Source organism: Undibacterium sp. GW821-FHT11H02 (genome assembly GCF_058808015.1).
Genome location: NZ_JBXARG010000006.1, coordinates 1 through 25649 on the forward strand (window position 1 = coordinate 1; position 25649 = coordinate 25649).

Annotated in this window: 16 protein-coding genes, 1 tRNA gene, 1 other RNA gene and 1 pseudogene; 11 read left to right on the forward strand and 8 right to left on the reverse strand. The window is 46.7% G+C overall.

Going from position 1 to position 25649, the window contains the following annotated elements; genetic code table 11:
- Window positions 1-77 precede the first annotated feature (77 nt).
- Complete coding sequence (locus AC1RR2_RS07845) at window positions 78-560, forward strand: phage tail sheath C-terminal domain-containing protein (RefSeq protein ID WP_493221709.1); 483 nt, start codon at window positions 78-80, stop codon at window positions 558-560.
- Window positions 561-654: 94 nt separating this feature from the next.
- Here the strand turns inward: AC1RR2_RS07845 and AC1RR2_RS07850 are convergent.
- The 3 genes from AC1RR2_RS07850 to AC1RR2_RS07860 all read right to left on the reverse strand — a co-directional run bounded on the left by AC1RR2_RS07850 (window position 655) and on the right by AC1RR2_RS07860 (window position 3114).
- Window positions 655-739, reverse strand: a tRNA-Leu gene (locus tag AC1RR2_RS07850).
- A 158-nt stretch (window positions 740-897) separates the two neighbouring features.
- Entirely contained in the window at window positions 898-2625 is a 1728-nt protein-coding gene (locus AC1RR2_RS07855) for an ArnT family glycosyltransferase (RefSeq protein WP_493221710.1), read from the reverse strand.
- Window positions 2626-2844: 219 nt separating this feature from the next.
- Window positions 2845-3114, reverse strand: coding sequence for a type B 50S ribosomal protein L31 (locus AC1RR2_RS07860; protein WP_422991467.1), 270 nt, complete (start codon window positions 3112-3114; stop codon window positions 2845-2847).
- Between the two features lie 193 nt (window positions 3115-3307).
- Between AC1RR2_RS07860 and AC1RR2_RS07865 the strand changes: the two genes are divergently transcribed.
- The gene (locus tag AC1RR2_RS07865) at window positions 3308-3940 is read left to right on the forward strand and encodes a trimeric intracellular cation channel family protein (protein WP_493221711.1); all 633 of its coding nucleotides are present in this window, start codon (window positions 3308-3310) and stop codon (window positions 3938-3940) included.
- 9 nt (window positions 3941-3949) lie between these two features.
- On the opposite strand, the gene AC1RR2_RS07870 is transcribed toward AC1RR2_RS07865, so the two are convergent.
- A complete protein-coding gene (locus tag AC1RR2_RS07870; protein WP_493221712.1) occupies window positions 3950-4711 on the reverse strand; it encodes a TetR family transcriptional regulator in 762 nt (253 codons plus the stop codon).
- Window positions 4712-4740: 29 nt separating this feature from the next.
- Here AC1RR2_RS07870 and AC1RR2_RS07875 point away from each other — a divergent pair, with 29 nt between their 5' ends.
- The 3 genes from AC1RR2_RS07875 to AC1RR2_RS07885 are packed head-to-tail and all read left to right on the forward strand — an operon-like array spanning window position 4741 to window position 10729.
- Window positions 4741-6039: an efflux RND transporter periplasmic adaptor subunit gene (locus AC1RR2_RS07875; protein ID WP_493221713.1), complete on the forward strand. Its 1299-nt coding sequence runs from the start codon at window positions 4741-4743 to the stop codon at window positions 6037-6039.
- A 47-nt stretch (window positions 6040-6086) separates the two neighbouring features.
- On the forward strand, window positions 6087-9302 hold the full coding sequence (locus AC1RR2_RS07880; protein ID WP_493221714.1) for an efflux RND transporter permease subunit: 3216 nt from the start codon (window positions 6087-6089) through the stop codon (window positions 9300-9302).
- The gene (locus tag AC1RR2_RS07885; RefSeq protein ID WP_493221715.1) at window positions 9299-10729 is read left to right on the forward strand and encodes an efflux transporter outer membrane subunit; all 1431 of its coding nucleotides are present in this window, start codon (window positions 9299-9301) and stop codon (window positions 10727-10729) included. The genes AC1RR2_RS07880 and AC1RR2_RS07885 overlap by 4 nt, the downstream gene beginning before the upstream one ends.
- Window positions 10730-11589: 860 nt before the next feature.
- On the opposite strand, the gene rho is transcribed toward AC1RR2_RS07885, so the two are convergent.
- On the reverse strand, window positions 11590-12852 hold the full coding sequence (rho, locus tag AC1RR2_RS07890) for a transcription termination factor Rho (RefSeq protein ID WP_493221716.1): 1263 nt from the start codon (window positions 12850-12852) through the stop codon (window positions 11590-11592).
- Between the two features lie 222 nt (window positions 12853-13074).
- A pseudogene (trxA, locus tag AC1RR2_RS07895) lies at window positions 13075-13431 on the reverse strand (thioredoxin TrxA); the annotation flags it as partial.
- Between the two features lie 291 nt (window positions 13432-13722).
- Between trxA and AC1RR2_RS07900 the strand changes: the two are divergent.
- The 5 genes from AC1RR2_RS07900 (at window position 13723) to ssrS (ending at window position 21017) form a co-directional block, all read left to right on the forward strand.
- A complete protein-coding gene (locus AC1RR2_RS07900; protein ID WP_493221717.1) occupies window positions 13723-16584 on the forward strand; it encodes a PD-(D/E)XK nuclease family protein in 2862 nt (953 codons plus the stop codon).
- Window positions 16584-20036: a UvrD-helicase domain-containing protein gene (locus AC1RR2_RS07905; protein ID WP_493221718.1), complete on the forward strand. Its 3453-nt coding sequence runs from the start codon at window positions 16584-16586 to the stop codon at window positions 20034-20036. Before AC1RR2_RS07900 ends, AC1RR2_RS07905 begins: the two co-directional genes overlap by 1 nt.
- A 178-nt stretch (window positions 20037-20214) precedes the next feature.
- Window positions 20215-20427, forward strand: a complete 213-nt coding sequence (locus tag AC1RR2_RS07910) for a DUF904 domain-containing protein (RefSeq protein ID WP_493221719.1) — start codon at window positions 20215-20217, stop codon at window positions 20425-20427.
- Between the two features lie 11 nt (window positions 20428-20438).
- Window positions 20439-20750: a cell division protein ZapA gene (locus AC1RR2_RS07915; protein WP_493221898.1), complete on the forward strand. Its 312-nt coding sequence runs from the start codon at window positions 20439-20441 to the stop codon at window positions 20748-20750.
- 88 nt (window positions 20751-20838) lie between these two features.
- Window positions 20839-21017, forward strand: a non-coding RNA gene (gene ssrS, locus AC1RR2_RS07920) — 6S RNA.
- 78 nt (window positions 21018-21095) lie between these two features.
- Here ssrS and AC1RR2_RS07925 read toward each other — a convergent pair.
- The gene (locus tag AC1RR2_RS07925) at window positions 21096-22748 is read right to left on the reverse strand and encodes a methyl-accepting chemotaxis protein (protein ID WP_493221720.1); all 1653 of its coding nucleotides are present in this window, start codon (window positions 22746-22748) and stop codon (window positions 21096-21098) included.
- 385 nt (window positions 22749-23133) lie between these two features.
- Complete coding sequence (locus tag AC1RR2_RS07930; RefSeq protein WP_493221721.1) at window positions 23134-23805, reverse strand: TetR/AcrR family transcriptional regulator; 672 nt, start codon at window positions 23803-23805, stop codon at window positions 23134-23136.
- A gap of 297 nt (window positions 23806-24102) precedes the next feature.
- On the opposite strand from AC1RR2_RS07930, the gene AC1RR2_RS07935 reads away from it, so the two are divergent.
- Window positions 24103-25335, forward strand: a complete 1233-nt coding sequence (locus tag AC1RR2_RS07935) for an MFS transporter (protein WP_493221722.1) — start codon at window positions 24103-24105, stop codon at window positions 25333-25335.
- Window positions 25336-25649: the final 314 nt, after the last annotated feature.

A 25649-nucleotide genomic window follows, 5' to 3' on the forward strand; every position in this document is an offset into this window, starting at 1 on the left:
GACCCCTGTTGAATACCGGTTGTTTCACCAACCTCAAAACTCTAGTAATACCTGGCACTGATTGAGGGAGGTTTACAGTGTCATTGCCGATTCGTTTAAGCGATGCACAACAAGGAAATTTAAATGTGGATGCTGTAACGGGAAAATCCATTAATGCGATTCGGTTTTTTAACGGACTAGGTATTTTAATATGGGGTGCTCGTACACTTGACGGAAATAGCGATGATTGGCGCTATATTCAGGTGCGTCGCACGATGACGTATTTGGAACAATCATGCAAAGAAGCCGCACGTGCTTATATTTTTGAACCGAACGATGAGAATACTTGGGCGGCGGTGACAAGTATGATTAATAGCTTCTTGACTTCGGTATGGCAACAAGGTGGCTTGCAGGGTGCTAGTCCTTCGGACGCTTTTTCTGTAGCTTGTGGTTTGGGTACGACTATGACTGCAGATGACATCCTTAATGGTTTTATGAGGGTCACTATACGAGTCGCGGTGGCGCATCCTGCGGAATTTATTGTCATCACCTTTCAACAGCAGATGGCGACAAGCCAATAGCGCAAGAGTTCGGGCGTAATGGAATTGAATTGAATTGAATGATTGCGCCACAAAGCAAAAAGCCTCTTGATTTCTCAAGAGGCTTGAATACTTTTGGTGCCGAGAGCCGGAATCGAACCGGCACGCCTTGCGGCGCTGGATTTTGAGTCCAGTGCGTCTACCAGTTCCGCCATCTCGGCAACGCATGAACAGAATTATGACAGGACGCTTCGATTATTGCAAGCACTTGGTCTAAATTGCTGTTATATTTTATGGTTTCGCTCTTTGAATAGCTTGGTTTGCTTAATTATTCGGCAAATCTTGTTTTTGATTTCTTGGGCAGTATTTCACAGGCGATTTATTTCTTTTCTACTTTTCTGTAGAGCGTAAAGAACTCATCTTTATCCGCTGCACGTTGGCCTTCCCAAATCATTTCCCAAGTGCCGGGAAAGTCTTTGTCCACGGGACCTTTGATTTTGCCTTGGAAGCGGCGATTGCCTTGCGTTAGCAGCAGGTCACAATTCTGTTCATTAAAGCCTGCAAAATGGGCGCCGCTGAAATAGGCGAACGAGGCGCGTTGTGATGGACCGAGTTTGCTGTCTATGCAGCGGTAGGGCGTACTGATTTTTTGTATCATGTCTTGCGCGACGATGGAATAGCTGACGCGGTGATTGACCAGTGGTAACCACAAAGACATCAGTAAGAACCAGCACAAAATCACGCCGCCACTAGACAATACAACGGCACGCCATAACACCGATGGTTGGCGCGAGATGCGCCAGTACACAATGCGGAACCAGATGATGGTGACGACCAGAGCGATAATGAAAGTGAATGCATTAAAACTCGGTGTGAAACCCGGCGCCCAGCTGAGTACTTTGGTGCTGGTTCTAACTGGCCATCCAGTTTGCGCTGCGATCCAGCCAAACCAAAATAAGCCCGCTGCCCCTGTCATCACCATCACCGCGAACCAGTCCACCGCGTTGATGGCACTGCGTTTCATGGTCGGCAATCCAAATGCAGCCAAGATAGCTAAGGGAGGCAATAGAGGAAGTAGGTAACCTTCTTCATGGGTGCGATTTAATAAGGCCAAGATCGTGAAACAGATCAAGAATCCTAAAGGCAAAGAGATGTGTAAGGCGCGTTCTTGTTTGCGCCAGGCAAAAATAGCCCATGCAGCGAAGGGCCATGCTGGCCAGGCGAACCAAATACCGTAACCGAGGAAATGTTTAAAGTTATCAAAAATCGGGAGGCCAATTTGACGATAATTCCAGTCCATCCAGCCTTCAAGTGGAGAGCTGGCATAAGGTTGAATTTGTTGTAGTGCAAAGAACCATGCGCCGACGATCAAGATACTGACGGGTAGGCTTAGGCCAAGCAGGTATTTGTAGAGCGCTTGTTTGCGATAAATGCAGATCGCTAGTAATGTGAGAAACAGTCCCGCGGGTAAAACCCAGCCACGGGTTAGTACCAGTAGGCCTAAAATGAGGCCCATTTTAATTGCCGTGATTTTTTGTGGAAGATCAAAAAAGCGTATGCAGAGATACAGCGTATAAGCGATTAAGGCGATGTATAAAGGACCCGTACTGGTGGTGTGGCTGGGCAGTAAAAGGCCAAGGCAGCCGAGATAAATTAATAGAGCACCATCCGCTAACGTACGACCAAAATCGCGTGGCTCAGGTTGACCACCAAAGGCTAGTTTCAAAGGCTGCGCTTCTTGACGACGACCTAATAGATAGGTGCAATACCAGACTGATATTGAGCCAATTAAAAATGCCACACCAGTGGAAATGCGCGCTGCCATCGGATCGCCAATCAGACCGCCAAATAGTTTGATGCATAGCGCACCTAGCCAAAAGGCGAGGGGACCTTCTTCTGGCACTGGTAAACCGACAATGTGTGGCCATAACCAATCATGCAGATTGCCATGTGCCATTGTCCACATCACGCCAAAGCTGGCTGCATCGACGCCTTTCCATGGGTCGCGACCTATCAAGCCGGGAAGTATGTAGAGCAGGCAGAGCGCAAAAATACTCCAGCGTGGTAGGGCGATAGTGGCAGCGGCGGGCAGGCGGACTGGTTTCATAGATCTTTTCGATAGAGAAATGAACGCTTCGTTTCTCTACTTGTATGTCGGTGTGCGATAACGCGGCAGGCTGCCCGACAGACTGAAGCAGAGGAATGTAAATGACGTTTAGTGTAAAACTTGATGATACAAAAAAGGCAGCCTGAGCTGCCTTTTTTTACTGCTGATGTAACTTTGTCGCATCGTCGTACTATCCGACAAAATGCGTCATATCGCAAATTATTGGTTAGAAATGGCTGTCTTAGAACCAACAGTACCGAATTTCTTACGGAATTTATCAACGCGACCTGCTGTATCAACAATTTTGTGTTTACCAGTGTAGAAAGGATGGGATTCCGCAGAAACCTCGATCTTTACTAATGGGTAAGTTGCGCCTTCGAATTCGATTGTGTCACGTGTATTGATTGTAGAACGTGTGATGAATTTGAAATCGTTAGATACATCGTGGAACAAAACTTCACGATAATTTGGGTGGATACCGTCTCTCATGCTTGCCTCAAAAATAGTTTGGTAGCCAATACGCACTTCGGCGGTCGTCTTGCTTCTTGACCCGATTGCTTATCACTTGCCAGGGTTTAAATCATATAAAAAGTTTCTTAGCATCAAGCTAAGCCCGCAATTATACAATAAAATCATAGAATTGCACGATTTTGACCGCGCTGGCGGGTCACTGAGGGAAAGTATGTCAACAAATATTCATGCTGGGATGAGCACTGTGCTTCACGTGGTTGAAGTCATTGGTGTATTTGTGTTTGCCAGTTCCGGTTTGGTCGAGGCCAGACGTAAGAAAATGGATTTGGTCGGTGTATTCACGGTGGCTTTTATTACGGCTTTTGGTGGCGGTACTGTACGTGATATTTTGTTGGACAGACGTCCTTTGTTCTGGATAGAGAATTATGAATACCCGACTTTGGTGTTTGTTTTTTGTATTTTGGTTTCCCCATTCTTTCGACAGTTGCGGCAGGTGGTGACTGAGCGTGTGATTTTGTACGCAGATGCTTTGGGCTTAGGCTTGTTTAGCGTCGGTGGCGCTTCCTTGGCGTATGGGATGAAGATGCCTCTGTTTGTGTGCGTGATGATGGGGGTGATCACTGGAATTTTTGGTGGTGTCTTGCGCGATATAATTTGTAATGAAATTCCTATGGTATTTCGCCGTGGTCAGCTGTACGCAACTTGCGCCTTTTTGGGGTGTTGGGCGTATTTGGGCCTGACCTTGCTTGGAATGACAGAATTGTTTGCGGTCATCAGCGGTATTGCTGTGACCTTATTCCTGCGTTTGATGGCGGTGCGTTTTGATTGGAAGTTACCTGGCTAATGCCCTAATTTAGCTTCTTTTGAGTGGAGGTCTGTTTATTAAACCAAATAGCACCGAATCGATCATGGCCTCTGCTTGCATGGCTAAATCATAAGCGCTTGGGTCTATCAACCATTCATGAACTAGTCCAATCAGAAACGCGTGATTAATTTGCACTGCGATCTGAATATCTGTGTTGGGAGGCAACATCCCCTTCGTGACCGCGGCACGGAAGATATCACCAATCTTGTCCATACATTCATTGCGGCTTTCGCGCTCTTGAATGAAGGATTGCATTTCGGCAGTCTTTTCGCAGCGATGAAAAATAATATCAAATACTTTGGTTTGTCTTGAATTTGCAGTCACTTGCGCTATAAAGTGTAAATTCAGTTCGCGAAGTGCTGCAATTGGATCTTCAATGGTGCTGCTGGTAATCTCATTGAGCAAAATTTCCATTGGCATAAAAGCACGATCACACAGAGCATGAAATAATTCTTTTTTATCTTTGAAGTGCCAATAGATCGCACCGCGCGTCATTCCTGCTGCGCACGCGACGTCGTTTAAGGTCGTATTAGAAACCCCTTTTTCACAGAATACCTGTTCAGCCGCATTGAGCAGAGCCTCATAAGTTTGCTGGGTATCTTCTTTGGTTTTTCTGACCATGGTGGAGCTCCTCGATGTCTCAATCAATGCGCTATAACGACGCGATCTACCTGATATTTTATTTTTATATATTTGACGGATTTTATAATTTTGAACTATACAAACATTCGTGTATGTATATAATAGCACACTGCAATCATCATTTAAAGAGGGAATTCATGAGCAAGACTTTCATTCGACATCAGAAAAATAGCCAAAATGTGAAGGCTTTTTCATTTAAATTCAATAAGTTAGCGATTGTGCTTGCTTTAGCTTTACCTATTTTGGGTATGAGTGCATGTAATAAGCAGGGGGCGTCAGGCGCGCCATCTGGAGGCGGAATGCCGCCGCCAGAAGTCAATGTCGTCACCTTGCAAGGCCGTGATTTGCCGGTTGATTTTGAATTTGTTGGACAAACCGCGGGTATCCGCGAAACCGAAGTGCGTGCGCGTATCAGTGGTATTTTGGAACAGCGTGTGTATGAAGAGGGTGCCAAAGTCAAAGCTGGTCAGGTGCTGTTTCAAATTGATCCGGGCTCTTATCAAACTCAGTTGGCATCGGCCGAAGCGGCACTTGGCGTCAGCGAAGCGAAGCTAAATCAGGCAAAACGTGAATATGCGCGTTTAACACCATTAGCAACCGAGAAAGCGATTAGTCAACGTGAGTATGACGACGCCAAATCGGCTTTAGAAATGGCTGAAGCAAGCTTTAAGCAAGTGCGCGCACAAGTCAATGAAGCGAAGTTAAATCTTAGCTATACCAAAGTAGTCGCTCCGATTTCGGGTGTCACAGGTGTTGCGGTTAAACCAAATGGTAGTTTGGTGACGCCAGCAGATAGTTTGTTGACGACCATCGTTCAGACTGATCCTATCTATGTCAATTTCAGTGTGAGCGAAGCTGACTATTTGAAATTGAATGCGGATCTGGCCGACGGCAAATTACATTTGCCCGGTAAGCGTGCCAGCAATGGTGGTCTGGATTTCAACGTGAAATTGAAAATGGCCAATGGTGACATTTTCCCAACCGCGGGCAAGATGAATTTCCTGAGCGAGAAAGTCAACACGACGACAGGTGGTTTTGATGCACGCGCTCAAATCGCTAATCCAGATGGGGCTTTGCGTCCAGGTCAATTTGTGCGCGTGCTGTTGCAAGGCGCAACGCGTCAAGCGGCAATCGCTGTTCCTCAGCGTGCAGTGATTGATAGTCCCATGGGCAAGATGGTGTTTGGCGTGTCGCCAGATAATAAATTGGTGCCGCGTCCAGTCGAGTTGGATGGCTGGTCGCGTGGTGAATGGATTGTGACCAAAGGATTGCAAGCGGGTGAGCGCGTCTTGGTCGATGGCTTTATCAAAGCACATGACCCTGGTATGACAGTTAAACCCGTGGCGATTGATGCGAAAGCGGCTGCAAGCCCAACACCTGCAGCCCCATCAGCTGCAGCAGCTTCTGCTTCCGCCAGTGCGAAAGCTGCGCACTGAGTCCCACGAGGATGAGTGTGCATCACTATCGATTTTAAGGACTCACTATGTTTTCTAAATTTTTTATTAATCGACCGATATTCGCGACCGTGGTGTCCTTGATCATCGTGATCGCTGGATTGGCCGCCTTGCGCGTGTTGCCAATAGAACGTTATCCCGAAATTTCACCACCGGTGGTGAATGTGGTTGCTTTCTACCCTGGCGCTTCTGCTGAAGTGTTAGAGCGTACTGTTGCTGCACCGATTGAAGAGCAAATCAATGGTGTTGAAAATATGCTCTATTTGGATTCTGTTTCTGCAGCCGATGGTCGCGTCTCTATTAACGTGACATTTGAAGTCGGTACTGATCTAGATATCGCTGCCGTGAACGTCAATAACCGTGTTCGTCAGGCAGAAGCGAAGTTGCCGCAAGAAGTAAGGCGCCAAGGCGTAACGGTATCGAAAAGCTCGTCTAATTTCTTAGTGGTTGCCGCCTTCTATTCTGAAGATAATCGCTACGATAGTCTGTACTTGTCGAACTACGTTACGCAAAACGTGTTGGATGCGATTAAACGCATTCCTGGTACCACCAATGTACAAGTATTCGGTGCGAAGGACTATGCAATGCGTATTTGGATGCGTCCTGATCGCATGGCACAACTAGGTGTGACCGTTAGCGATATCGCGAGCGCAGTCGGAGAACAAAATGCGCAATACGCGGCAGGTAAGATAGGCGCACCGCCGAATAACACCGAAGAACTGACCATGACCGTGACGGCCAAAGGTCGCTTATTAGAACCGTCCGAATTCGCCAATATCATTATTAAAGCGGGCAAGGGCGGTAGTACGATACGCTTGAGTGATGTGGCAAGGGTTGAGCTGGGTTCCAAAGATTACAATCTGTATGGACGTATTAATGGTCACCCATCCGCCAACATCGGTATTTTCTTGCAAACGGGGGCAAATGCGCTGGATACACGCAAAGCCGTAGAAAGCACTTTGCAAGAATTAAAGGCGAAATTCCCAGAAGGTATGACGTACAAAACGCCGTATGACACCACACCCTTTGTGACAGAATCGATTTATGAAGTCTTGAAGACTTTGGCTGAAGCGATGGTCTTGGTATTTATCGTCGTCTACGTATTCTTGCAAAGCTGGCGCGCCACGATTATTCCTACTTTAGCAGTGCCGGTTTCCTTGATTGGTACGATGGCTGGTTTGCACATGCTTGGTTACAGTATCAATACCTTGACCTTATTCGGCATGGTGCTGGCAATTGGTATTGTGGTCGATGATGCGATTGTGGTGTTGGAAAACGTCGAACGACTAATGAACGAAGAAGGCATGTCGCCGAAAGAAGCAGCGATTGAAGCAATGCAAGAAGTGACTGGGCCGGTGATTGCGATTGTCTTGGTGTTGGTGGCCGCATTTGGTCCGATTGCATTCTTGGGTGGTTTGGCTGGTGAGTTGTATCGACAATTCTCCGTCACGATTTCTATCGCAGTGATTTTGTCCGGTATCGTTGCTTTGACTTTGACACCCGCTTTGTGCGCGATTTTGTTGAAGCCGGGTGCGGAAAATCATAATCGTTTCTTTGATTGGTTCAACCATGCGTTTGCACGTTTGACCAGACGCTATACCGCTGGTGTGACTTTCTTTTTGAAGCGCGCGGTGTTGGGTGTGAGCTTGTTCGTTGGCATGATCGCTTTGGCTGGTTTGCTTTGGAAAACTGTACCAGGTGGTTTGGTGCCAGATGAAGATCAAGGCTATTTCATCGGTGCTGCGATCTTGCCAGAAGGTGCTTCTTTAGAGCGCACTAATATGATGGTCAAGCAAATGGAAACCGCCTTAGAGTCCAACAAAAACATTGACACGCGTTTTGCTTTGATTGGTTTGGATTTCTTGGGCGGTGGCGGTTTGAAATCGTCTGCTGCGACCATGTTCTTCCCATTGCGTCCCTGGGATGAGCGCGATAAATCTGCAAAAGAATTAGTCGGTGAATCCTTTATGCACACGGGCAATATCAAAGAGGGTTTGCCATTATTTTTCAGTCCACCTGCGATTCAAGGTTTGGGACAAACCGGTGGTTTTGAATTCTATTTGCAAAACAAGGGCGAGGGTGGTGTTAAGCGTCTGGCGGGATTATTGCCAGCCTTGATCGCCGAAGCCAATAAGCAGCCTGAATTAGCGGGTGTGAAGACTTTGTGGCAAGCGAATTCGCCACAATTGTTTGTCGATGTCGATAACGAAAAAGCGCGCTCTATGGGCGTGGTCTTATCGGATGTCTACAATACTTTAGCCGCAACTTTGGGTAGCTACTATGTGAACGACTTTAATAAAAATGGTCGTGTCTACACTGTGCAATTACAAGCTGAAGGGCAGTATCGTGCTAAGCCAGAAGACATCGGCAATTTGTATGTGCGTTCGACGACTGGTCAGATGATTCCTATCCGTGCCTTTACAACGACCAAGTTCATTACAGGCCCTGATTCTGTACAGCGTTTCAACGCTTTGCCAGCGATCAAATTGCTGGGCGATGCGAAACCTGGTTTCAGTTCAGGTCAGGCGATTGCCGCGATGGAACGTGCTGCAAAAGCCGTGTTGCCAGCGGATGTGACTTACGATTGGGGTGGTGCATCATTCCAAGAGAAGCGTAGCAGCAATGCAGGTGGATTGGCGCTCGGTGCTGGTGTCTTGATGATTTTCTTGATCCTCGCAGCCCAATATGAGAAGTGGTCCTTGCCATTCTCCGTTTTGTTGGCAATGCCATTCGGTATCTTCGGCGCTTTATTGGCGGTGTATTTGCGTCACTTTAATAACGATGTGTACTTCCAAATCGGCCTGGTGACCTTGCTCGGTTTGTCAGCGAAGAATGCGATTTTGATTGTCGAGTTTGCAGTCATGAAAGTACATGAAGGTTATGCGCCAGTGGCAGCAGCATTGGAAGCTGCACGCCTACGTTTCCGTCCTATCTTGATGACTTCGCTGGCGTTTATTTTAGGCGTGGTGCCTCTGGCATTCTCCAGTGGTGCGGGTGCCGCAGCACGTCAATCTTTGGGTACTGGTGTATTGGGTGGCATGATTGCCGCAACCTTCCTAGCGATTTTCTTGGTGCCATTGTTCTTCAAATTGATCTATGACCGTCGCTTTAAAACTTTAGATACGGACTTTGATCATCCAGAGCATAAATATGCCAATGATCCATTTGAGAATCCTTTTAGAAAAGTGGAAAAGGATGTGAAAAGTAATGATGCTGTTAAAGAAAATAACGAGGTGAAATCATGAGATTAGGGAAGATTTTTCCTCAAGGCTCCAGCTTGAAGATGCTGCCGTTGCTGTTGAGTTTAACTTTGGCTGGATGTATTTCTGTCGGTCCCGACTATCAACGTCCGCAGTTGGATTTGCCGCAATCAACATCATCCTCTAATGTGCAAAATGCCGCATTAAAGAATTGGTGGAAGGGCTTACAAGATCCCGTGTTGAATCAACTGATCGACGATGCACTGAAACAAAATCAAGATTTATTGATTGCCACGGCGCGTATGGATGAAGCCAAAGCGACTGCTGGAATTGCTTTGGCAAATCGTTTCCCGACTGTGGATGCCAACTTGGCAGTGAGCCGTTCTCGCACCAGTGAAAACTCCGGTAAGTTGCCAGCTAATGCCAAGCTGGTTGCAGAGAATTATCAATTCGGTTTGAGTGCGGCCTATGAGCTAGATCTGTTTGGTAAATTGAGTCGTGCCGATGAAGCCGCGAAAGCACGATTGTTGGCGCAGCAATCCACACGCGATGCAGTGCAAATTAGCTTAGTCGCAAATGTGGCACAAACTTACTTCTCTCTGCGCGCTTTCGACGCCCAGTTAGCATTTGCTGAAACGACTTTGAAGAGCCGTCAAGAAAATTTAAGCTTACAGCGCAAACGTCATGCTGCAGGTGCAATTGGTGATATCGATTTGCATTATGCAGAATCTGAACTCGCTGCAGGTGAGATCGCTTTTACGCAAGCAAAACAGGCGCTGCGTAATGTCGAGTCAGCTTTGGCAGTGTTGGTCGGACGCACACCAAAGCAGGTGATGAATCCCGAGATTCCACGTGGTTTGACAATGCAACAATTGGTACAAAATCTGCCGACAGCGGCAGAATTGCCATCTGATTTGTTGGCGCGTCGCCCCGATCTTGTCGCCGCTGAGCAAGCTTTGGTTGCTGCCAATGCCGATGTTGGTCAGGCGAAATCAGCCTACTATCCAAGCTTGCGCCTAACGACTTCTCTGGGACGTGAATCTCGTGTGTTGGAAGATCTGTTTAGCCCAGCGTCGTTATTGTGGAATGTGGCATCCAGTCTAGTGCAACCCGTGTTTCGTGCAGGAACAGTCGGCGCACTAGTCGATGGTGCCGAAGCTCGCAAACGTCAGGCTTTGGGACAGTATGTTCAAACTGTGCAAAACGCTTTTCGCGATGTGCACGATAGTTTGAATAATGCAGCGAGCAATGCCGAGATTGATGCATCAACACAATCTCGTTTAACGGCGGTACGTGAAACTTATCGTTTGTCGAATCTGCGTTATCAAAGCGGTTATAGCGCTTATGTTGAAGTCTTGAATGCACAAAGAGATTTGATGCAAGCGGAGATTGCTGCGATTGATAGCCAACGTGCGAAGCTGAGTTCTGGTGTGGCTTTGTACAAGGCTGTTGGGGGCGGTTGGGGGCAGTAGTAGGTTTTGTTTGTTGGCAGTATTTGAAAAGCCGGACTGTAGAAGGTTCGGCTTTTTTGTGAGTCAAATTTATTATCTGATCTGCTCATCGTTCGCAGGTCGGGTGTGGCCCGACAGCCAAGCACCTTTTTTGCTTCGCCAAAAAAGGTCCTCCAAAAAAGGTGACCGTAGACTCGCCCTGCGGGTGCTTACGCTTCGCTTCAGCATAATTTGTGCATCACAAAAAATGGGAAAGTGTTGAAACTGTACTTAGGAATGTTCGCTTGCAAGCGAACACCGTTCCGCAGGCGAGGCGCATGCGCCTCGAATTCCCTGCTACACCTCCGACAACAACACTTTCTTATCCATTTTCAGTGAAGCACAAATTACATCGTCTCAAACGGGGGAAGTCAAAAACAGAGTCAAAAACAGAGTCAAAAACAACGACCTACAACTGTTGTTGGAAGAATTAATGACCGTAGGTATTGATTGTCTTGGTGTTGCTGTTGCTTTTGACTTTTATCCACTTCTGACACTGCCAATTGTGCAAGACAGAAAATGGATAAAGAAAGCTTCGTTGTTTGAGCGAAGCGAGTTTCGAAGCTTTCCCATTTTTTGTCTTGCACAATTGGGAAGCCGAAGGCCAGTGGCAGCGTGGTCGCCTTTCTTTGCTTCCTTTCTTTGGCGAAGCAAAGAAAGGGAGTGGCTGTCGGGCCACACCCGACCTGTAGACGATGAGTTACTGAGGAATTAGTTTTTGCCGATGAAATTTTAATTTCAAAATAATCTCGCTACAATTCCAAAATCATCCCCAAAAAACAAAAAGCCGAACATAAAGTCCGGCCTTCTCGTTTAAAGCAAACCAAAAGCGAATAATTTAATTACCCGCCACGACGCATCATTTCGAAAAATTCTGAGTTGTTTTTGGTAGCCTTCATTTTATCGAGGATGAATTCCATCGCTTCGATCTCGTCCATGCTATATAAAAGCTTACGCAAGATCCAGATTTTCTGGAGTTGATCAGGCTTAATCAACAATTCTTCACGACGTGTGCCAGACTTATTCAGGTTGATCGCTGGATAAGTACGTTTTTCTGCTAAGCGGCGTTCCAAATGCACTTCCATATTACCTGTGCCTTTGAATTCCTCGTAGATCACATCATCCATACGGCTGCCAGTTTCGATCAAGGCAGTCGCGATGATGGTTAAGGAGCCGCCTTCTTCTACATTACGTGCTGCACCGAAAAAGCGTTTTGGTCGTTGCAGAGCGTTGGCATCCACACCACCAGTTAAGACTTTGCCGGATGCTGGAATCACTGTGTTGTAGGCACGTGCTAAACGCGTGATGGAATCTAACAAGATCACCACGTCTTTTTTCATTTCGACTAAACGCTTGGCTTTTTCCAAGACCATTTCAGCAACTTGTACGTGACGAGTGGCAGGTTCATCGAATGTCGACGCAACCACTTCACCGCGCACGGAACGCTGCATCTCAGTCACTTCTTCTGGACGTTCATCGATCAACAGAACGATCATAGTCACATCTGGATGATTGGTCGTAATTGCGTGGGCGATGTGCTGCAACATCACTGACTTACCCGATTTGGGAGACGCAACCAACAAGCCACGCTGGCCTTTGCCGATAGGGGCGATCAAGTCGATGATACGACCTGTGGTGTTTTCTTCACCACGCATGTCGCGCTCTAATTGCAAGATTTTATTTGGGTGTAACGGTGTTAGGTTTTCAAACAGAATGCGGTGTTTGGACATCTCTGGCGCTTCGCCATTGACCTTGTCCACTTTCACCAGGGCGAAATAACGCTCGCCATCTTTTGGTGTTCGGACTTCACCTTCGATCGAATCGCCCGTGTGCAAATTGAAACGGCGGATCTGTGAAGGAGAAATATAAATGTCGTCGGTGGATGCCATGTAGCTGGCATCGGGCGAGCGCAAAAAGCCAAAGCCGTCGGGCAAGACTTCGAGTGCACCATCGCCAAAAATTTGTTCGCCGCCTTTGGCGCGCTTTTTCAAGATCGCGAACATCAATTCTTGCTTACGCATACGCGCAGCGTTATCGATATCGAGACCAATGGCCATTTCTAACAGTGCGGAGACGTGTAAGGCCTTTAATTCAGATAAATGCATGTTGTGAGTGTCCCGGGATGGGAGAGTGAGGTGGGGGAGTGAACAGAAGTGAAAAAACGAACTACTGGATGATTAGAAAACTGCAGAGCGGGTTTGATGCCGGTCGCTACTTATACTTTATGGTGGTACACCAATTTCAGCGTATTGTAAGACTTAATTCAGACGATGTAAAAACTTTCTTGTAACATCGCCTGAAATAATGATCTACAGCAGAATAGTAACTTAAATATTGCCGTCGATAAAGGCGGTTAATTGGCCTTTTGCCAGAGCGCCGACCTTCTGTGCAGCTGCTTCGCCGTTTTTGAACAGAATCAGTGTTGGAATGCCGCGAATACCAAATTTTGCTGGTACGGCTTGATTCGCATCAACGTCCATCTTAGCAATCGTGATTTTGCCGTCATATTCTTTGGCAACTTCTTCTAAGATTGGCGCGATCATCTTGCAAGGGCCACACCATTCAGCCCAGAAGTCGACCAGGACTGGTTTGTCAGATTTTAATACATCAGCTTCGAAAGATGCATCGCTTACATAAATGATATTGTCGCTCATAGAATTCTCGTTATTCTGGTTAATCTCTAAAAGAGGGGGATGTTTAAATAAATTAAATCAGGGATTGAACTTGGGGGTACTTCCGCCTATTTCAAGTGCGCCTCCTTGCCATTTCTCTGGGGCGAAATCACTTTTATGAATTATTGCGGCATCGACAGTGGTAAATCATACCCTATTTTTAAAAAAGTGGCTTATTTACTGATTTTTCCTTATTCCAGCTGCATTTTATGACGGTGCTCGCATAAAATGCCTGATCAGATTGCATCCTCCTCGCTACTAAGTTTGTTTCTTGGTATTTACGATTATTCATTATCAGACCCCATGGCAAGAATTACCCGACTTATCCCTGCTTCTGCGCAGTTTTGGAACCATGTGGCACGCGAATTCATACAAGCGCGGCATCAGGCTCAATTACCAGCGGATTTATTTGCGACGCCAGAGCTAAGTCAAAGTAATGATTTTTCTGATGTTCGAGTTGTTGTACCCACCTTTGAACATGCGCATCTACTATTGCGTGCTTTAAGTCAGGAATTGGGTAGTCATTTTATTCCACCGCGCATACAGACCATGTTTGCCTGGTTGGGAATGCAAGTGCCACATGGCGTGGCTGTGACCGCAAATAGTGAACGTCTGATGCGCTTGTATTCTGAGTTGCGCCAACATGCCTGGCTGAAGAAATTATTTGGCGCGAAACGCAATACCGATCTGTTGCCCTTAGCACAGACTTTGTTGACTTTGTCTGATGAACTGACGCAGGTCTGGTTACCTAAGGTATTGGATAGTAAGCAGGAAATTCATACCGAAAAAATGCAAGCGACCTGGCATGAGGCATTGGCGCAATTGCCTTTACCTGTGCATAAAATCGTCTCGGATGAAACGCAATTGGTGTGGACCTTGTGGCAAGGGCAGCTTGATCAGCATGATCAAACGGTACAAGCAATTCAGCACATGATGCGTCTGGCGCAAAGTGCCAATACCGAGTTATTTTGGATCGCTCCGACCTTGCCGAACGCTTTGGAAGAAGCCTTCCTGCAAACTTACCAGAGGCATCAACAGGTTCATTTGTATAGCATAGATTGGCAGGCATCCGCTGTGCCTGAAACTATGCGTTTGGCTTGGAATGATTTATGTTCGGCAGATGCCACTGCCCAAAAATCGATGCCACACACAGCTTTTGATTGGCAGCGCTTGCGCCTGTGTGAACTACATAGCTTGGAGCAAGAAGCGGAGCAAGCTGCACAAACTATTGTGGAGTGGATACAGCAGGGCAAGCAAAAAATAGCAGTGATTGCCCAAGATCGAGTGGTCTCACGTCGCTTGCGTGCCTTGTTAGAACGGGCCAATGTGATCGTCGCGGATGAAACTGGCTGGAAACTTTCAACGACACGCGCTGCAGCTGCTTTAGCCGCTTGGTTTGAAATGCTGGCGACGCGTGCCGATACCATCGCTTTATTGGATTTTCTTAAATCCCCGTTTTTGCCATGCCAACTGGAAGGAATCGATAATGCCGATACGGCGCTATCGGGTGCAATTGATAAAGCCGATCTCATCATGGATATCGAGCTAGCCTTACGTAGAAATAATGTCGTAGGAGGGTGGGATGCGGTGCTGTCCACTTTGGAACGTCAACCGCAGGCGCGGGCATGGGTCGCAGCGATTGCGCGTCTCGCCCATACTTATGTCAGCAGTTCCAGTGCTTCGCGTCGTAGCTTAAAGGACTGGACTACGATCAGCCTGCAAAGTTTTGATACGCTTGGTATGCAAGCCTTGTTGCAACAAGATGTGGCTGGCGCGCAGGTGCTACAGATGTTGCAGACTTTGGGTGCAGATTGTCATGGATTGGATACGCATTTTAGTTTCCCTGAGTGGCGAGCCTTCATTAATCTGCAAATGGAAGCCACACCCTTTAAATTGGAACAAGTCGACCAGCGTGTCGTGATGTTGCCTTTAAATGGCGCGCGCTTGCGTCATTTCGATGCGGTGTATTTGATTGGCGGTGATGCCAAACATTTGCCTTCAAAGGCACAAGAGACGCTGTTTTTTACAAATGCTGTGCGACGCGAGTGTGGTTTGGTGACGCGCGAGGAGCGGCGATTGCAACAGCAACGTGATTTCGCAGAATTAATTTTGTCGAATATCGAGGTGGTTCTCTCGTGGCAATCGCAAATTAATGGTGAACTTAATCCCGTTAGTCCGTGGATAGAACAAGTTAATTTGGCTTTGGCGCGTCAAAATCTAGCCGCATTACATAGTCAGGCATTGCCTTTGGCAGAACATCGTTTGCAAGCGCAGACTAGTGAGCAACCGAAGCCAAGTGCGGCGGCCTTAATGCCAACCACCTTGTCGGCCAGTGGTTTTAGCAGTCTGATCGCTTGTCCTTATCAATTTTTTGCGGGTCGCATGTTGAAGTTGGCGGCGATTGATGAATTGTCGGATATGCCTGAGAAACGCGACTATGGTGATTGGCTGCACGCGATTTTGAAGGCTTATCACGATCAATTGCAGCAGGATAAAATCCCCTTAAATGCTGATAGGAGTGGATTGCTCAATGCCATTTCCGATATGTGGTTTGCCCGCGTCTTGAAACATAGTCCAGCTGCTTTGGGTTATAGCGTGCGTTGGCGCAAAGTGATTCCTGCTTATGTAGAGTGGGCCAATCAGCACGAAGCAGACGGTTGGCAATTTGCCTTTGGCGAAGTGTGGGCAGAATCCCAATTACAGTGGGATGATGGTGAAATTAAATTGCGTGGTCGGGTTGATCGTATTGATGAGCGGCAGTTAGAGAATGGCAGCGTGGAGCGAGCTGTACTTGATTACAAAACCAAAACCAAGAGTTCACTCAAAACGCGTTTAAAACATTTTGACGATCATCAACTTGCCTTTTATGGCCTATTGCAGCCCGTGCTTGAATCGACCGCAGACCAAAGCGAGGGAGAAACAGCCGTCGCCAAGCTATTGTTAGATGCACCGGACACAGCAAGTTACGTCGCCTTAGAATTAGAGCGTGAAAAAACAGGTTCGGTTGAGGCGCAAGAATACCGCGTATGGAAAATTGAATTGGAACAAGCGATACGAAAAAATATGCAAGCGATACAGCAAGGCGCAGCCTTGCCAGCGCAAGGCGTCGAGAGTGTTTGTCAATATTGCGACGTGCGTGGTCTGTGCCGAAAAGGAGCGTGGTAATGAATTCGCTTTCGCACATGAGCGCCGCACAAGCCTATGAACTCAATGGACACGCGGTGGATGCTGCGCAGTTCACGGCGGCGGCGTGCGATCCACATCGTTCGGTGGTAGTAGAGGCTTGCGCAGGTAGTGGAAAAACCTGGTTATTGGTTGCCCGTATGCTGCGACTATTATTAGATGGAGCAGAACCGGCAGAACTATTGGCAATTACTTTTACCCGTAAAGCTGCGCAAGAAATGCGGCATCGCTTGATGGAACTATTGGCAGAGTTAGCTCTGGCGGATGACACGCATGCTGCCACTATTTTGCGCGAACGCGGCGTTGCGGAACTCGACTTACCGACTTGTTTGCCACGCGCTCGTAAACTCTATGAGAATTTATTGAGTAATCCGCAAGGATTGTCTATGGATACCTTCCATAGTTGGTTCGGACGTTTACTGCAATTGGCACCATTAGCTTCTGGTGTGCCGCATGGATTTACTTTGGTCGAAGCGACCGGTAGTTTGCAGCGTGAAGCCTGGGGGCAATTGATGCAGCAAATCGGCATCCATATTGATCCCGAATTTACTAGCAATGTCTACGATAGTGAGGAAACAAGTGAAGATGCAGCACCAAGCAAGATTAAACAACAGCTCATGTATTTATATGAAGCGCTTGGTGATTTTACCGCCAAAGTGATGCTCGATGCTTTTATCGATAAGCGAGCGGAATGGTGGGCCGTGACCCAAGATCGTTCTGTGCAAGCACCCTTACAGCTTTTGCTTGATTTGATGGGAGACGATGCACATTACGATGCGCGGCTTCGAGTATGGCAGGATCATGCATTGCTAGAACGTATACAGCAAGTGGGTATTTGTTTAGGAAAAGGTAGTCCTGAAAATCAAAAGCGCGGCGTTGCGATTGAAACAGCGCTAACGACTGCGCTTGAGGCCATGGCGCGAGGTGGCGATGTCAGTCTCGAACATTTTGCTGCCTTAACCAATGAATTTTATGGTGCCGATGGCAGCAATCGAAAAAATCGTAAAACCAAGGCTTTAAGCCTGTCTATCGCGGCCTGGTTAGGTGCCGACAATGAGGACGCCTTTCATGATGAGTGCAATGCCATCGCAGAAACTCTCAAGGTGTTGGAGAAACGCAGCAAAGAAGCATCGGTGCTACGCTTGAATGAAGCCCTATTCACCGTCGGACAGGCTTACCTGAATTGCTATCAAAGCTTAAAAGCTGAGCAACGCGCCCTCGATTTTGCTGATCTGGAATGGCAGGCCTATCGTCTCTTGAGTCATGAGGATTTTGCCGCGTATTTGCATGGACGTCTGGACGCGCGTTACAAACATATTTTGCTCGATGAGTTCCAAGATACCAATCCTTTGCAGTGGAATATCATTAATGCCTGGCTCGATGCGTATGGCGCAGACACGAACCGGCCGACGGTGTTTATCGTGGGCGATCCTAAACAATCGATTTATCGATTTCGACGCGCTGATCCGCGTGTTTTTATCGCTGCACGTGACATGTTGGCGGGGCAAGGTGCAGCGATCTTGCGTACCAATCAAACGCGTCGAAACGCGCCAGCCATAGTCGAAGTCTTGAATCAAGCGATGACCGGTAATCCTATCTACTCGGCGCAAACTACCGCAGCCACGATGAGGGGAAGTGTGTTGCGCCTGCCTTTGATTCGCGGTCAAGTCGTTAGCGAGGAAGAGGCGGGAGCGAGTAGCCCTTTTCCTTTGCGCGATCCCTTGACCACACCCGCCGAGGAGGAAGACGATATAAGGCGTTATCAAGAAGGGCAGCAATTAGCGCAAGCCTTATTGCTTTTGCGTGCAGAATCTAATTTGCAAAATGAGGCAGATTTACGCTGGTCAGACGTGATGCTATTAGTGCGTCGCCGTAGCAATCTGGCTTCATATGAAAAAGCATTACGTGAAGCTGGTATTCCTTTTGTCTCAAATCGTCGCGGTGGATTACTCTCGACCTTAGAGATTGCGGACCTGATCGCCTTGCTCAATTTTTTGATCACGCCAGGTGATAATCGCGCGCTAGCCCACGTGCTGAAGTCTCCTATGTTTGCTGCTAGCGACGAGGACTTGATTCTCTTGGCGCAAGGTAGTGAAAGTTCGTGGTGGAAGCGGCTATTGTCTGCGATAAGTGCTAACGCTGAGGGCGAGGCCGCATCGCCCGCTTTGTTGCGTGCTGGGCCTTTATTACAAACCTGGATGCAAGCTGCCCATGACCTACCTGTACACGATTTGTTGGATAGAATTTTGCATCAAGGTGATCTCGTACAACGTTATGCACAAGCAGCTCCTGCAACGAATCGGGCACAGATTATCGGCAATATCACGGCGTTTACCGAGCTAGCATTAAACATGGATGGCGGACGTTATCCCAGTCTGCCTAAATTTATCGCTGCCTTGAAAGAATTTGATAGAGGGGCAGAAAACGATGCCCCCGATGAGTCCAATATTGGTAGTGGTGTTGATGCGCTACGTATTTTGACTATTCATAGTGCTAAGGGTCTGGAAGCCAAAGTGGTCGCGATGCTTGATTGTAATCATAGTGATACAGCCAAAGACAATATTGGTATTTTGTGTGCATGGCCTTTGCATGAAGGTGGCAAAAAACATTTTTCCGCCTTCGGTAAAAAAGATGAACGAGGTGCTGCGCGTGATGATTTATTCAAAGCGGAAGAAGAACAGGCTGAGCAAGAAAATTGGAATTTGCTATATGTCGCGGTCACTCGTGCCAAACAGATTTTAATCGTGAGTGGGATCGCTAGCGACAAGGCCGCCGACAGTATGAGTGAGTATCCTGGTGTGCAGCATGGAAGTTGGTATCAGCGCTTCGTACACTTGGAAGAAGCCGAAGTGGTCGCACAGAGAGCCGATGCAAGCGTTGCAGCAAAAGAGTTTTTTTCTTTGCATTTGTTTACGCCACCAGACCTAGCGTTGCCAAGTCCAGCGCCTTCGATTAGGCAAACAGATGAACAGATTGAAGGCATTGCGCTACATGCTTTAATGGAACGTCTGACTGAAAGCGAAAATAAGATGTGGCCTATCAAGGTGCCAACAGCCGAAGTGATTTCTTCTTGGCTGCCATGTGCATTATCGGTGGCAAAAGTGGTGCGCGAACAAGCGGTGGCGATTTTAAAGAATCCCCATTTGCAGAAATTTTTTGATGCGCGTCTGTTTGAGTACGCCAGGAATGAAATGGATATCGTGTTTCAACAACAGATTTTGCGTCTGGATAGATTGGTGGTGTTGTCGGATATCGTATGGATTTTGGACTATAAACGTCAATTATCTGGGCTACAAGAAGCCGCATATCAAGCCCAGTTAGCGACATACCATGACGCCTTACAGGCTATTTATCCTATGAAAACGATAAAAACGGCTTTGATATTGGGTGATGGTCGTTTGGTGGAGTTTGCGGGACGGGGATTAATTGCCTAGTGGTAGCTTGTAAGTGGGAGAAAGAAACGGTTCAATTAAGTAGAACAACTAAGCAGCACAATTGTATGAAAATACCCCTTATAATTAAAGACGTTTTACTTTCAGAGCTGATTTAGCTTTGACCCGACTTAAATATCGATAGTCTAATTTTCGTCCTATTTGCCAAGAATTTGCCAAGATGATTTCTGAATTTGAACAACTCGCAGAAAAGGTCAGCCGCTTAGCGGAGTTGACTCAAACCTTGCGTCTGGAAAATGCGGCTCTGCGTCGTACCGCAGTTGATCTCGCCTCTGAGAACAAAGAGTTGCGTGAGCGCGTGCAGGATGCGCATGATCGGGTGGAAGCAATTCTTGCACAATTACCAGCTGATGATATGAAGGATGTAGCATGAGTGAAGCTAAAGTGATTCAAATTGATGTCAACATCATGGGACAAACTTATAAGTTGTCATGCAAAGAAGGTGAAGACCGTGCCTTGCAACAAGCGGCGTCTTACTTGGACGAAAAAATGTCCGGCATCCGTGAAGCTTCTAAAGTCAAAGGGACAGACAGAATCGCCGTCATGGCCGCATTAAGTATGGCAATTGATTTGTTAGCGACCAAGGCCCATGATGGACCGTTATCAGGCTTAAGCATAGGTGAAGTGAAGCAAAAAATTGTCGCCATGAGCGACACCATTGATCAAGCATTAACGCCACAAGAAAATCTATTTTAAGCGCCGCCTTTATTGTTTAATACAATGAAAAAAATCAGAAAAAATTTGAAGATTTTTCTGATTTCGGAATAAATAAGGAGTAAACTACGAACTCCTACCGTGTTCGCCAGTGCCATATATTCCTTGAACCATTTATGTGCATAGGCTTTGGAAATTGTTCAATGGTGTGAGCGTCGCTTATGTCCGATGAACCCGATTTGAACTGACCTTGGCCGACTTGAACCGCCGGGTTCAGGATGCCGGCATAGCGGCACTGGTGGGAACTAATTCGTTTGTACAAAAAAGCACTTATCATCGCTGATAAGTGCTTTTTTTATGGACAGAAGGGGGACAGCCTTGATTTGCCTAGGTAAGCAATCTTGGTGAACCCTTAGGTGCTGAGTGCAATTTCGTAGTACTTGCTTTGTGCACAGTATGGTTTGATGCATGTTCCAACTTAAACACGGACAGGGCTTTGACCAAAGTTTGTGTTTGTTCACTTAGACTTCCTGCGGCAGCAGCAGCCTCTTCAACGAGTGCGGCATTTTGTTGAGTGACCGTGTCCATTAGGGTGACCGCTTCATTGACTTGAATAATGCCAGCACTTTGTTCACGTGATGCAGAAGCTATTTCATTCATGATACCGCTGACTTTGTTGGTCGAACTTAGAATCTCTTGCATGGCACTCCCGGCTTGAGCGGTTAAACTTGTGCCCGTATGGATTTTTTCTACCGACGTATCAATTAATTGTTTAATCTCTTTGGCGGCGGCAGCACTGCGTTGAGCCAGGCTACGTACTTCTGACGCAACGACGGCAAAGCCACGACCTTGTTCACCCGCACGAGCTGCTTCGACCGCGGCATTGAGCGCCAGAATATTGGTTTGAAACGCGATACCTTCAATAATGCCTGTGATATCGATCATACGTTTTGAGGAGAGGTTGATCTCTTCCATGGTTTCTACCATTTGTTTGGTAATAGTGCCGCCATGATCAGCAATACCTAATGCATCGCTCGCCATCTTGTTGGCGATATTCGCATTGTCGGTATTTTGCGAAACCGTCGATGCAAATTCTTCCATGCTGGCGGCCGTTTCTTCCAAAGAGGATGCTTGCGATTCCGTCCTGCCAGACAATTCCATATTGCCGGCAGCGATTTCTTGCGTTGCGACCCGAATGTGTTCCGAATTTTTACGTACATCGCCAACGATCGAATGCAAATTCACTTTCACTTGACGTAGCATTCTTAATACTTGTCCCAGTTCATCGGTTCGGTTTGTTTCTATCTTCGCTGTTAAGTCGCCACCAGCCATAATCTTACTTGCCATCAGTGCTTGTTGGCTGGGGATGACGACTGCGATATGAAAGCTATACCAAAGATACACGGTATTAGCGAATGCGAAACCGAGTATGGTGACCATTCCTATATTGCTGATAAATGGTTTTGCCTGAGATAGCAGTAAATTGGTGAGTATGCTGGCAATTGCCAAAAACAGCAGCACGACGTTGATCGCTATTCGTTGACTGATGCTGAAGTTAATTAGTGATTTGAATTTGCTTACTAGATCTGACTTTACGACACTACCTTGGCGCAATTTCAGATTATTGGGATTGCCGTTTTTAAAGTCTTTATAGAGTTGCTCTGCCTGACGAATTTGTGCCACGCTAGGCTTGGTCCTGACTGACATATAGCCGGTTGCTTGGCCATTTTCTATGACGGGTGTGACGTTGGCGTAGACCCAGTAATGGTCTCCATTTTTGCGCCTGTTTTTAACGACGCCTGTCCATGGCAGCCCAGATTTTATTGTGCTCCATAAATCTGCATACGCTTCAACTGGCATATCCGGGTGTCGAATGATATTTTGGGGCGCTCCGATTAACTCTTCTTCAGTAAAGCCGCTGACCTCGATGAAATAAGGATTCGCATAAGTGATATTTCCCTGTAAGTCGGTGGTGGAAACGATGGAGTCAGAATCACTGATGTGAAATTCATTTTGCGTTATGGGCGTATTTAATCGCATTTCAGGCTTTCTTAGTTGTAAGCGTTCCCCATTTGTAGAAAATAAAGCAAAAGTATTTGGAGATAGTGATTTAGTTGAAGGAAAGTTAGTGTTTTAGTTTTGTTAGAGCTTGATCGATTTCTTAAGATAGCCTTTTTGTGGAATTAAGTTAGCTTCTTAGAATTTACACGTAAAACGAAATAATTTCCATGTGGAAATTTTTTTACTGTCTTTTTTTGACATGGAAAAAAATGATTTTGTCGTCGTTCTCCAAGCTTTTATCGAGATCAAATTCCCCAAATTTTCGTTCGTACATGCTAGCGCGCTAGATAAGTCACTGATTTGAGTGGCAATCAGGCTCAAACTTCTTGTAGAGACAGTGACTAAATGCGGACTATATTGAGAATTACTCAAGCAAATTCTGCGCCAGGCAGTTTTCCACAGCGACGGCAATTGACTCTATGACATGCAAGCGTAATTGAGCTAAGTCTATCCAAGGATAGCGAACATTGATTAATTCAGAATGTAAGAAACCTACCATCAGGCTTAAGCGCAGGTCACGCGCCATCGGTGCTTTATTGATGTCACCCTGAATTTCTATGGCGACTTGCTCTATCAAGGGGAGCGAGATCGCAATCACATTTTTGTAGCTACATGACATGGTCAGTTTTTGACTGTGGGCCCCGCGTACTGTTTGCTCAGACATATACACCAGCCGAAAATTTTCTGGATGCGCTTCCCAATAACTCAGATAAGCATCTATGCTCTTACGCAGACGTTGGCGAGCGCTTCCGGGGCTAGCAATCGCGCTTGCAACTTGTAGATGTAGTTCGTCCAATATGCTGTCCCACAAAGCAACCAGGAGTTCCGATTTGTCATTGAAGTAATAGTACAAACCCATTGCCGACATCCCGACTTGCTTTGCGACCGAACGCATGGTCAGTGCCTCGATACCATCTCGTTGATAGATGATCGTTGCGACTTGGATTATTTTTTCCCTTAGCTGCATTTGCTCTTCCAGATCACCGCGGCGGGCGCGTCGTCTTTTGGGAGCTGGCGTAACAGTGATCTCATTCATAGGTGTGGGTTACAAGTCAATAAAGTTTGCAAGGGGCGAATGCATACGGCTTTGGTATAGTGCTTTGGAGTGAGGACACTGATTGTTAAGGGGTGGAGAATTCTAATGCAAGTTAAGCGTTTTATGCATCTAAATCTGGAGATGATTTAAAGCTGCTGATGTCGTTTTCAAAGAGCTTGAGCGTATTATTATTTCCATGCTTCCCTTGTTCAATAATTAATCCTAAAACCGACAGAGGAAAACGCACCAATTTGAATTCCGTTAAACTAGGCGCTTGTGCCTATTTGAAAGTACGTCATGACCGATTACACGAGAAAATTGAAATCCCCCGATTTGAAAACGGTATTGTTAGCGACAGGATTTGTTCTCACTTTATCAATGGGCGTGCGTCATGGTTTTGGTTTTTGGTTGCAGCCCATCTCGCAAGAATACCACTGGACGCGTGAGACTTTCTCAATGGCGATCGCGATTCAAAATCTGATGTGGGGCGTATTCGGACCCTTTGCAGGTATGGCCGCAGATAAACTAGGTACCGCAAAAGTCATCGTGCTGGGGGCAGTTTTATTTGCGTTTGGTTTGTTATGGATGGCCTTAGTCAATCATCCTTTGTTATTCATTATCGGATCGGGTGTATTGATCGGTGCTGCGCTGGCCTGTACTACATTCGGTGCAGTCAGCGGCATCATAGGGCGCACAGCGCCAGAGGCAAAACGCTCATGGGCTTTTGGTATGTCGTCGGCAGCCAGTTCTTTTGGTCAGTTTTTTATGATGCCAGTTGATCAGCAATTGATACAACACGCTGGTTGGCAAAATGCCTTGTACGTGCTTGCCGCGTTAATGTTGATGGTGATGTTGCCCATGGCCTGGAAATTACGAGAACCAGAGCGCACGGTCGACATTGGTCCACAACAGAGTATGATGGAGGCGGTGCGGGAAGCTTTTGCGCACAAACCTTTCTTACTCTTGTTGGCGGGTTATTTTGTGTGTGGTTTTCAATTAGTCTTTATTGGCATGAACATGCCGGCCTATTTAAAGGATAAAGGCATTACTGATCCCAGCGTCGCCGTGATTGCTTTGTCACTGATAGGTTTATTCAATATTTTCGGCTCGTATGGGGCAGGGAAATTGGGTGGTTTATTCCCTAAATCTTATCTCTTGTCGAGCATTTACCTCAGTCGTAGTATCGTGATCGCCTTGTTTATCCTCGCTCCTTTAAGCACTTACAGTGTGTACGTCTTCGCCGCTGCGATGGGCTTGTTATGGTTGTCAACCGTGCCGCTTACCAACGGCGTGATCGCGGGAATTTTTGGTTTGAAATATTTGTCCATGTTGTCTGGTTTTGTCTTCTTTTCGCATCAATTGGGGAGCTTCATCGGTGCTTGGTTGGGCGGTTATATGTACACCAAAAACGGTAACTACGATGCGGTTTGGGTGATCGTGATTGGCTTAGGAATTTTCGCCACGCTGATCAATCTGCCGATTAACGAAGCGGCTATTGAACGCGATTCCAAATTGCCAGCCGCCGCATGAGGTTGATCGATATGAAACTTAGACCAAGAACGCGCCATGCGCTGATCTCGATCTTGATCGGATTGATATTGGTTTTGGTGTTCTGTGCGTATCTGCAGCCCGCATTTATTGTGGATTTGGCGAATCGCTATGTGTTTTGTTAGGCTGCTTATAAGCTTGGTGCTATTGATAGTCTTCAGTGCTTATAAGTTTTCTTGAGATATTTTTCGTTTTTGTTGAAGGCATTTTTCGTCTTGAATGTTTGAGATGAAAGGCATGGATCGCGTGGCTTTTTTTGCTAATGCCAGTAGCTTTTAATTTTGAAAAATTTGATA

What these genes read in the sequence shown, in the direction of transcription:
- AC1RR2_RS07855 (WP_493221710.1), bottom strand. Translation starts at nt 2,625, where the DNA reads ATGAAACCAGTCCGCCTGCCCGCCGCTGCCACTATCGCCCTACCACGC.
- AC1RR2_RS07860 (WP_422991467.1), bottom strand. Translation starts at nt 3,114, where the DNA reads ATGAGAGACGGTATCCACCCAAATTATCGTGAAGTTTTGTTCCACGAT.
- AC1RR2_RS07865 (WP_493221711.1), top strand. Translation starts at nt 3,308, where the DNA reads ATGTCAACAAATATTCATGCTGGGATGAGCACTGTGCTTCACGTGGTT.
- AC1RR2_RS07875 (WP_493221713.1), top strand. Translation starts at nt 4,741, where the DNA reads ATGAGCAAGACTTTCATTCGACATCAGAAAAATAGCCAAAATGTGAAG.
- AC1RR2_RS07880 (WP_493221714.1), top strand. Translation starts at nt 6,087, where the DNA reads ATGTTTTCTAAATTTTTTATTAATCGACCGATATTCGCGACCGTGGTG.
- AC1RR2_RS07885 (WP_493221715.1), top strand. Translation starts at nt 9,299, where the DNA reads ATGAGATTAGGGAAGATTTTTCCTCAAGGCTCCAGCTTGAAGATGCTG.
- rho (WP_493221716.1), bottom strand. Translation starts at nt 12,852, where the DNA reads ATGCATTTATCTGAATTAAAGGCCTTACACGTCTCCGCACTGTTAGAA.
- AC1RR2_RS07900 (WP_493221717.1), top strand. Translation starts at nt 13,723, where the DNA reads ATGGCAAGAATTACCCGACTTATCCCTGCTTCTGCGCAGTTTTGGAAC.
- AC1RR2_RS07905 (WP_493221718.1), top strand. Translation starts at nt 16,584, where the DNA reads ATGAATTCGCTTTCGCACATGAGCGCCGCACAAGCCTATGAACTCAAT.
- AC1RR2_RS07910 (WP_493221719.1), top strand. Translation starts at nt 20,215, where the DNA reads ATGATTTCTGAATTTGAACAACTCGCAGAAAAGGTCAGCCGCTTAGCG.
- AC1RR2_RS07925 (WP_493221720.1), bottom strand. Translation starts at nt 22,748, where the DNA reads ATGCGATTAAATACGCCCATAACGCAAAATGAATTTCACATCAGTGAT.
- AC1RR2_RS07930 (WP_493221721.1), bottom strand. Translation starts at nt 23,805, where the DNA reads ATGAATGAGATCACTGTTACGCCAGCTCCCAAAAGACGACGCGCCCGC.
- AC1RR2_RS07935 (WP_493221722.1), top strand. Translation starts at nt 24,103, where the DNA reads ATGACCGATTACACGAGAAAATTGAAATCCCCCGATTTGAAAACGGTA.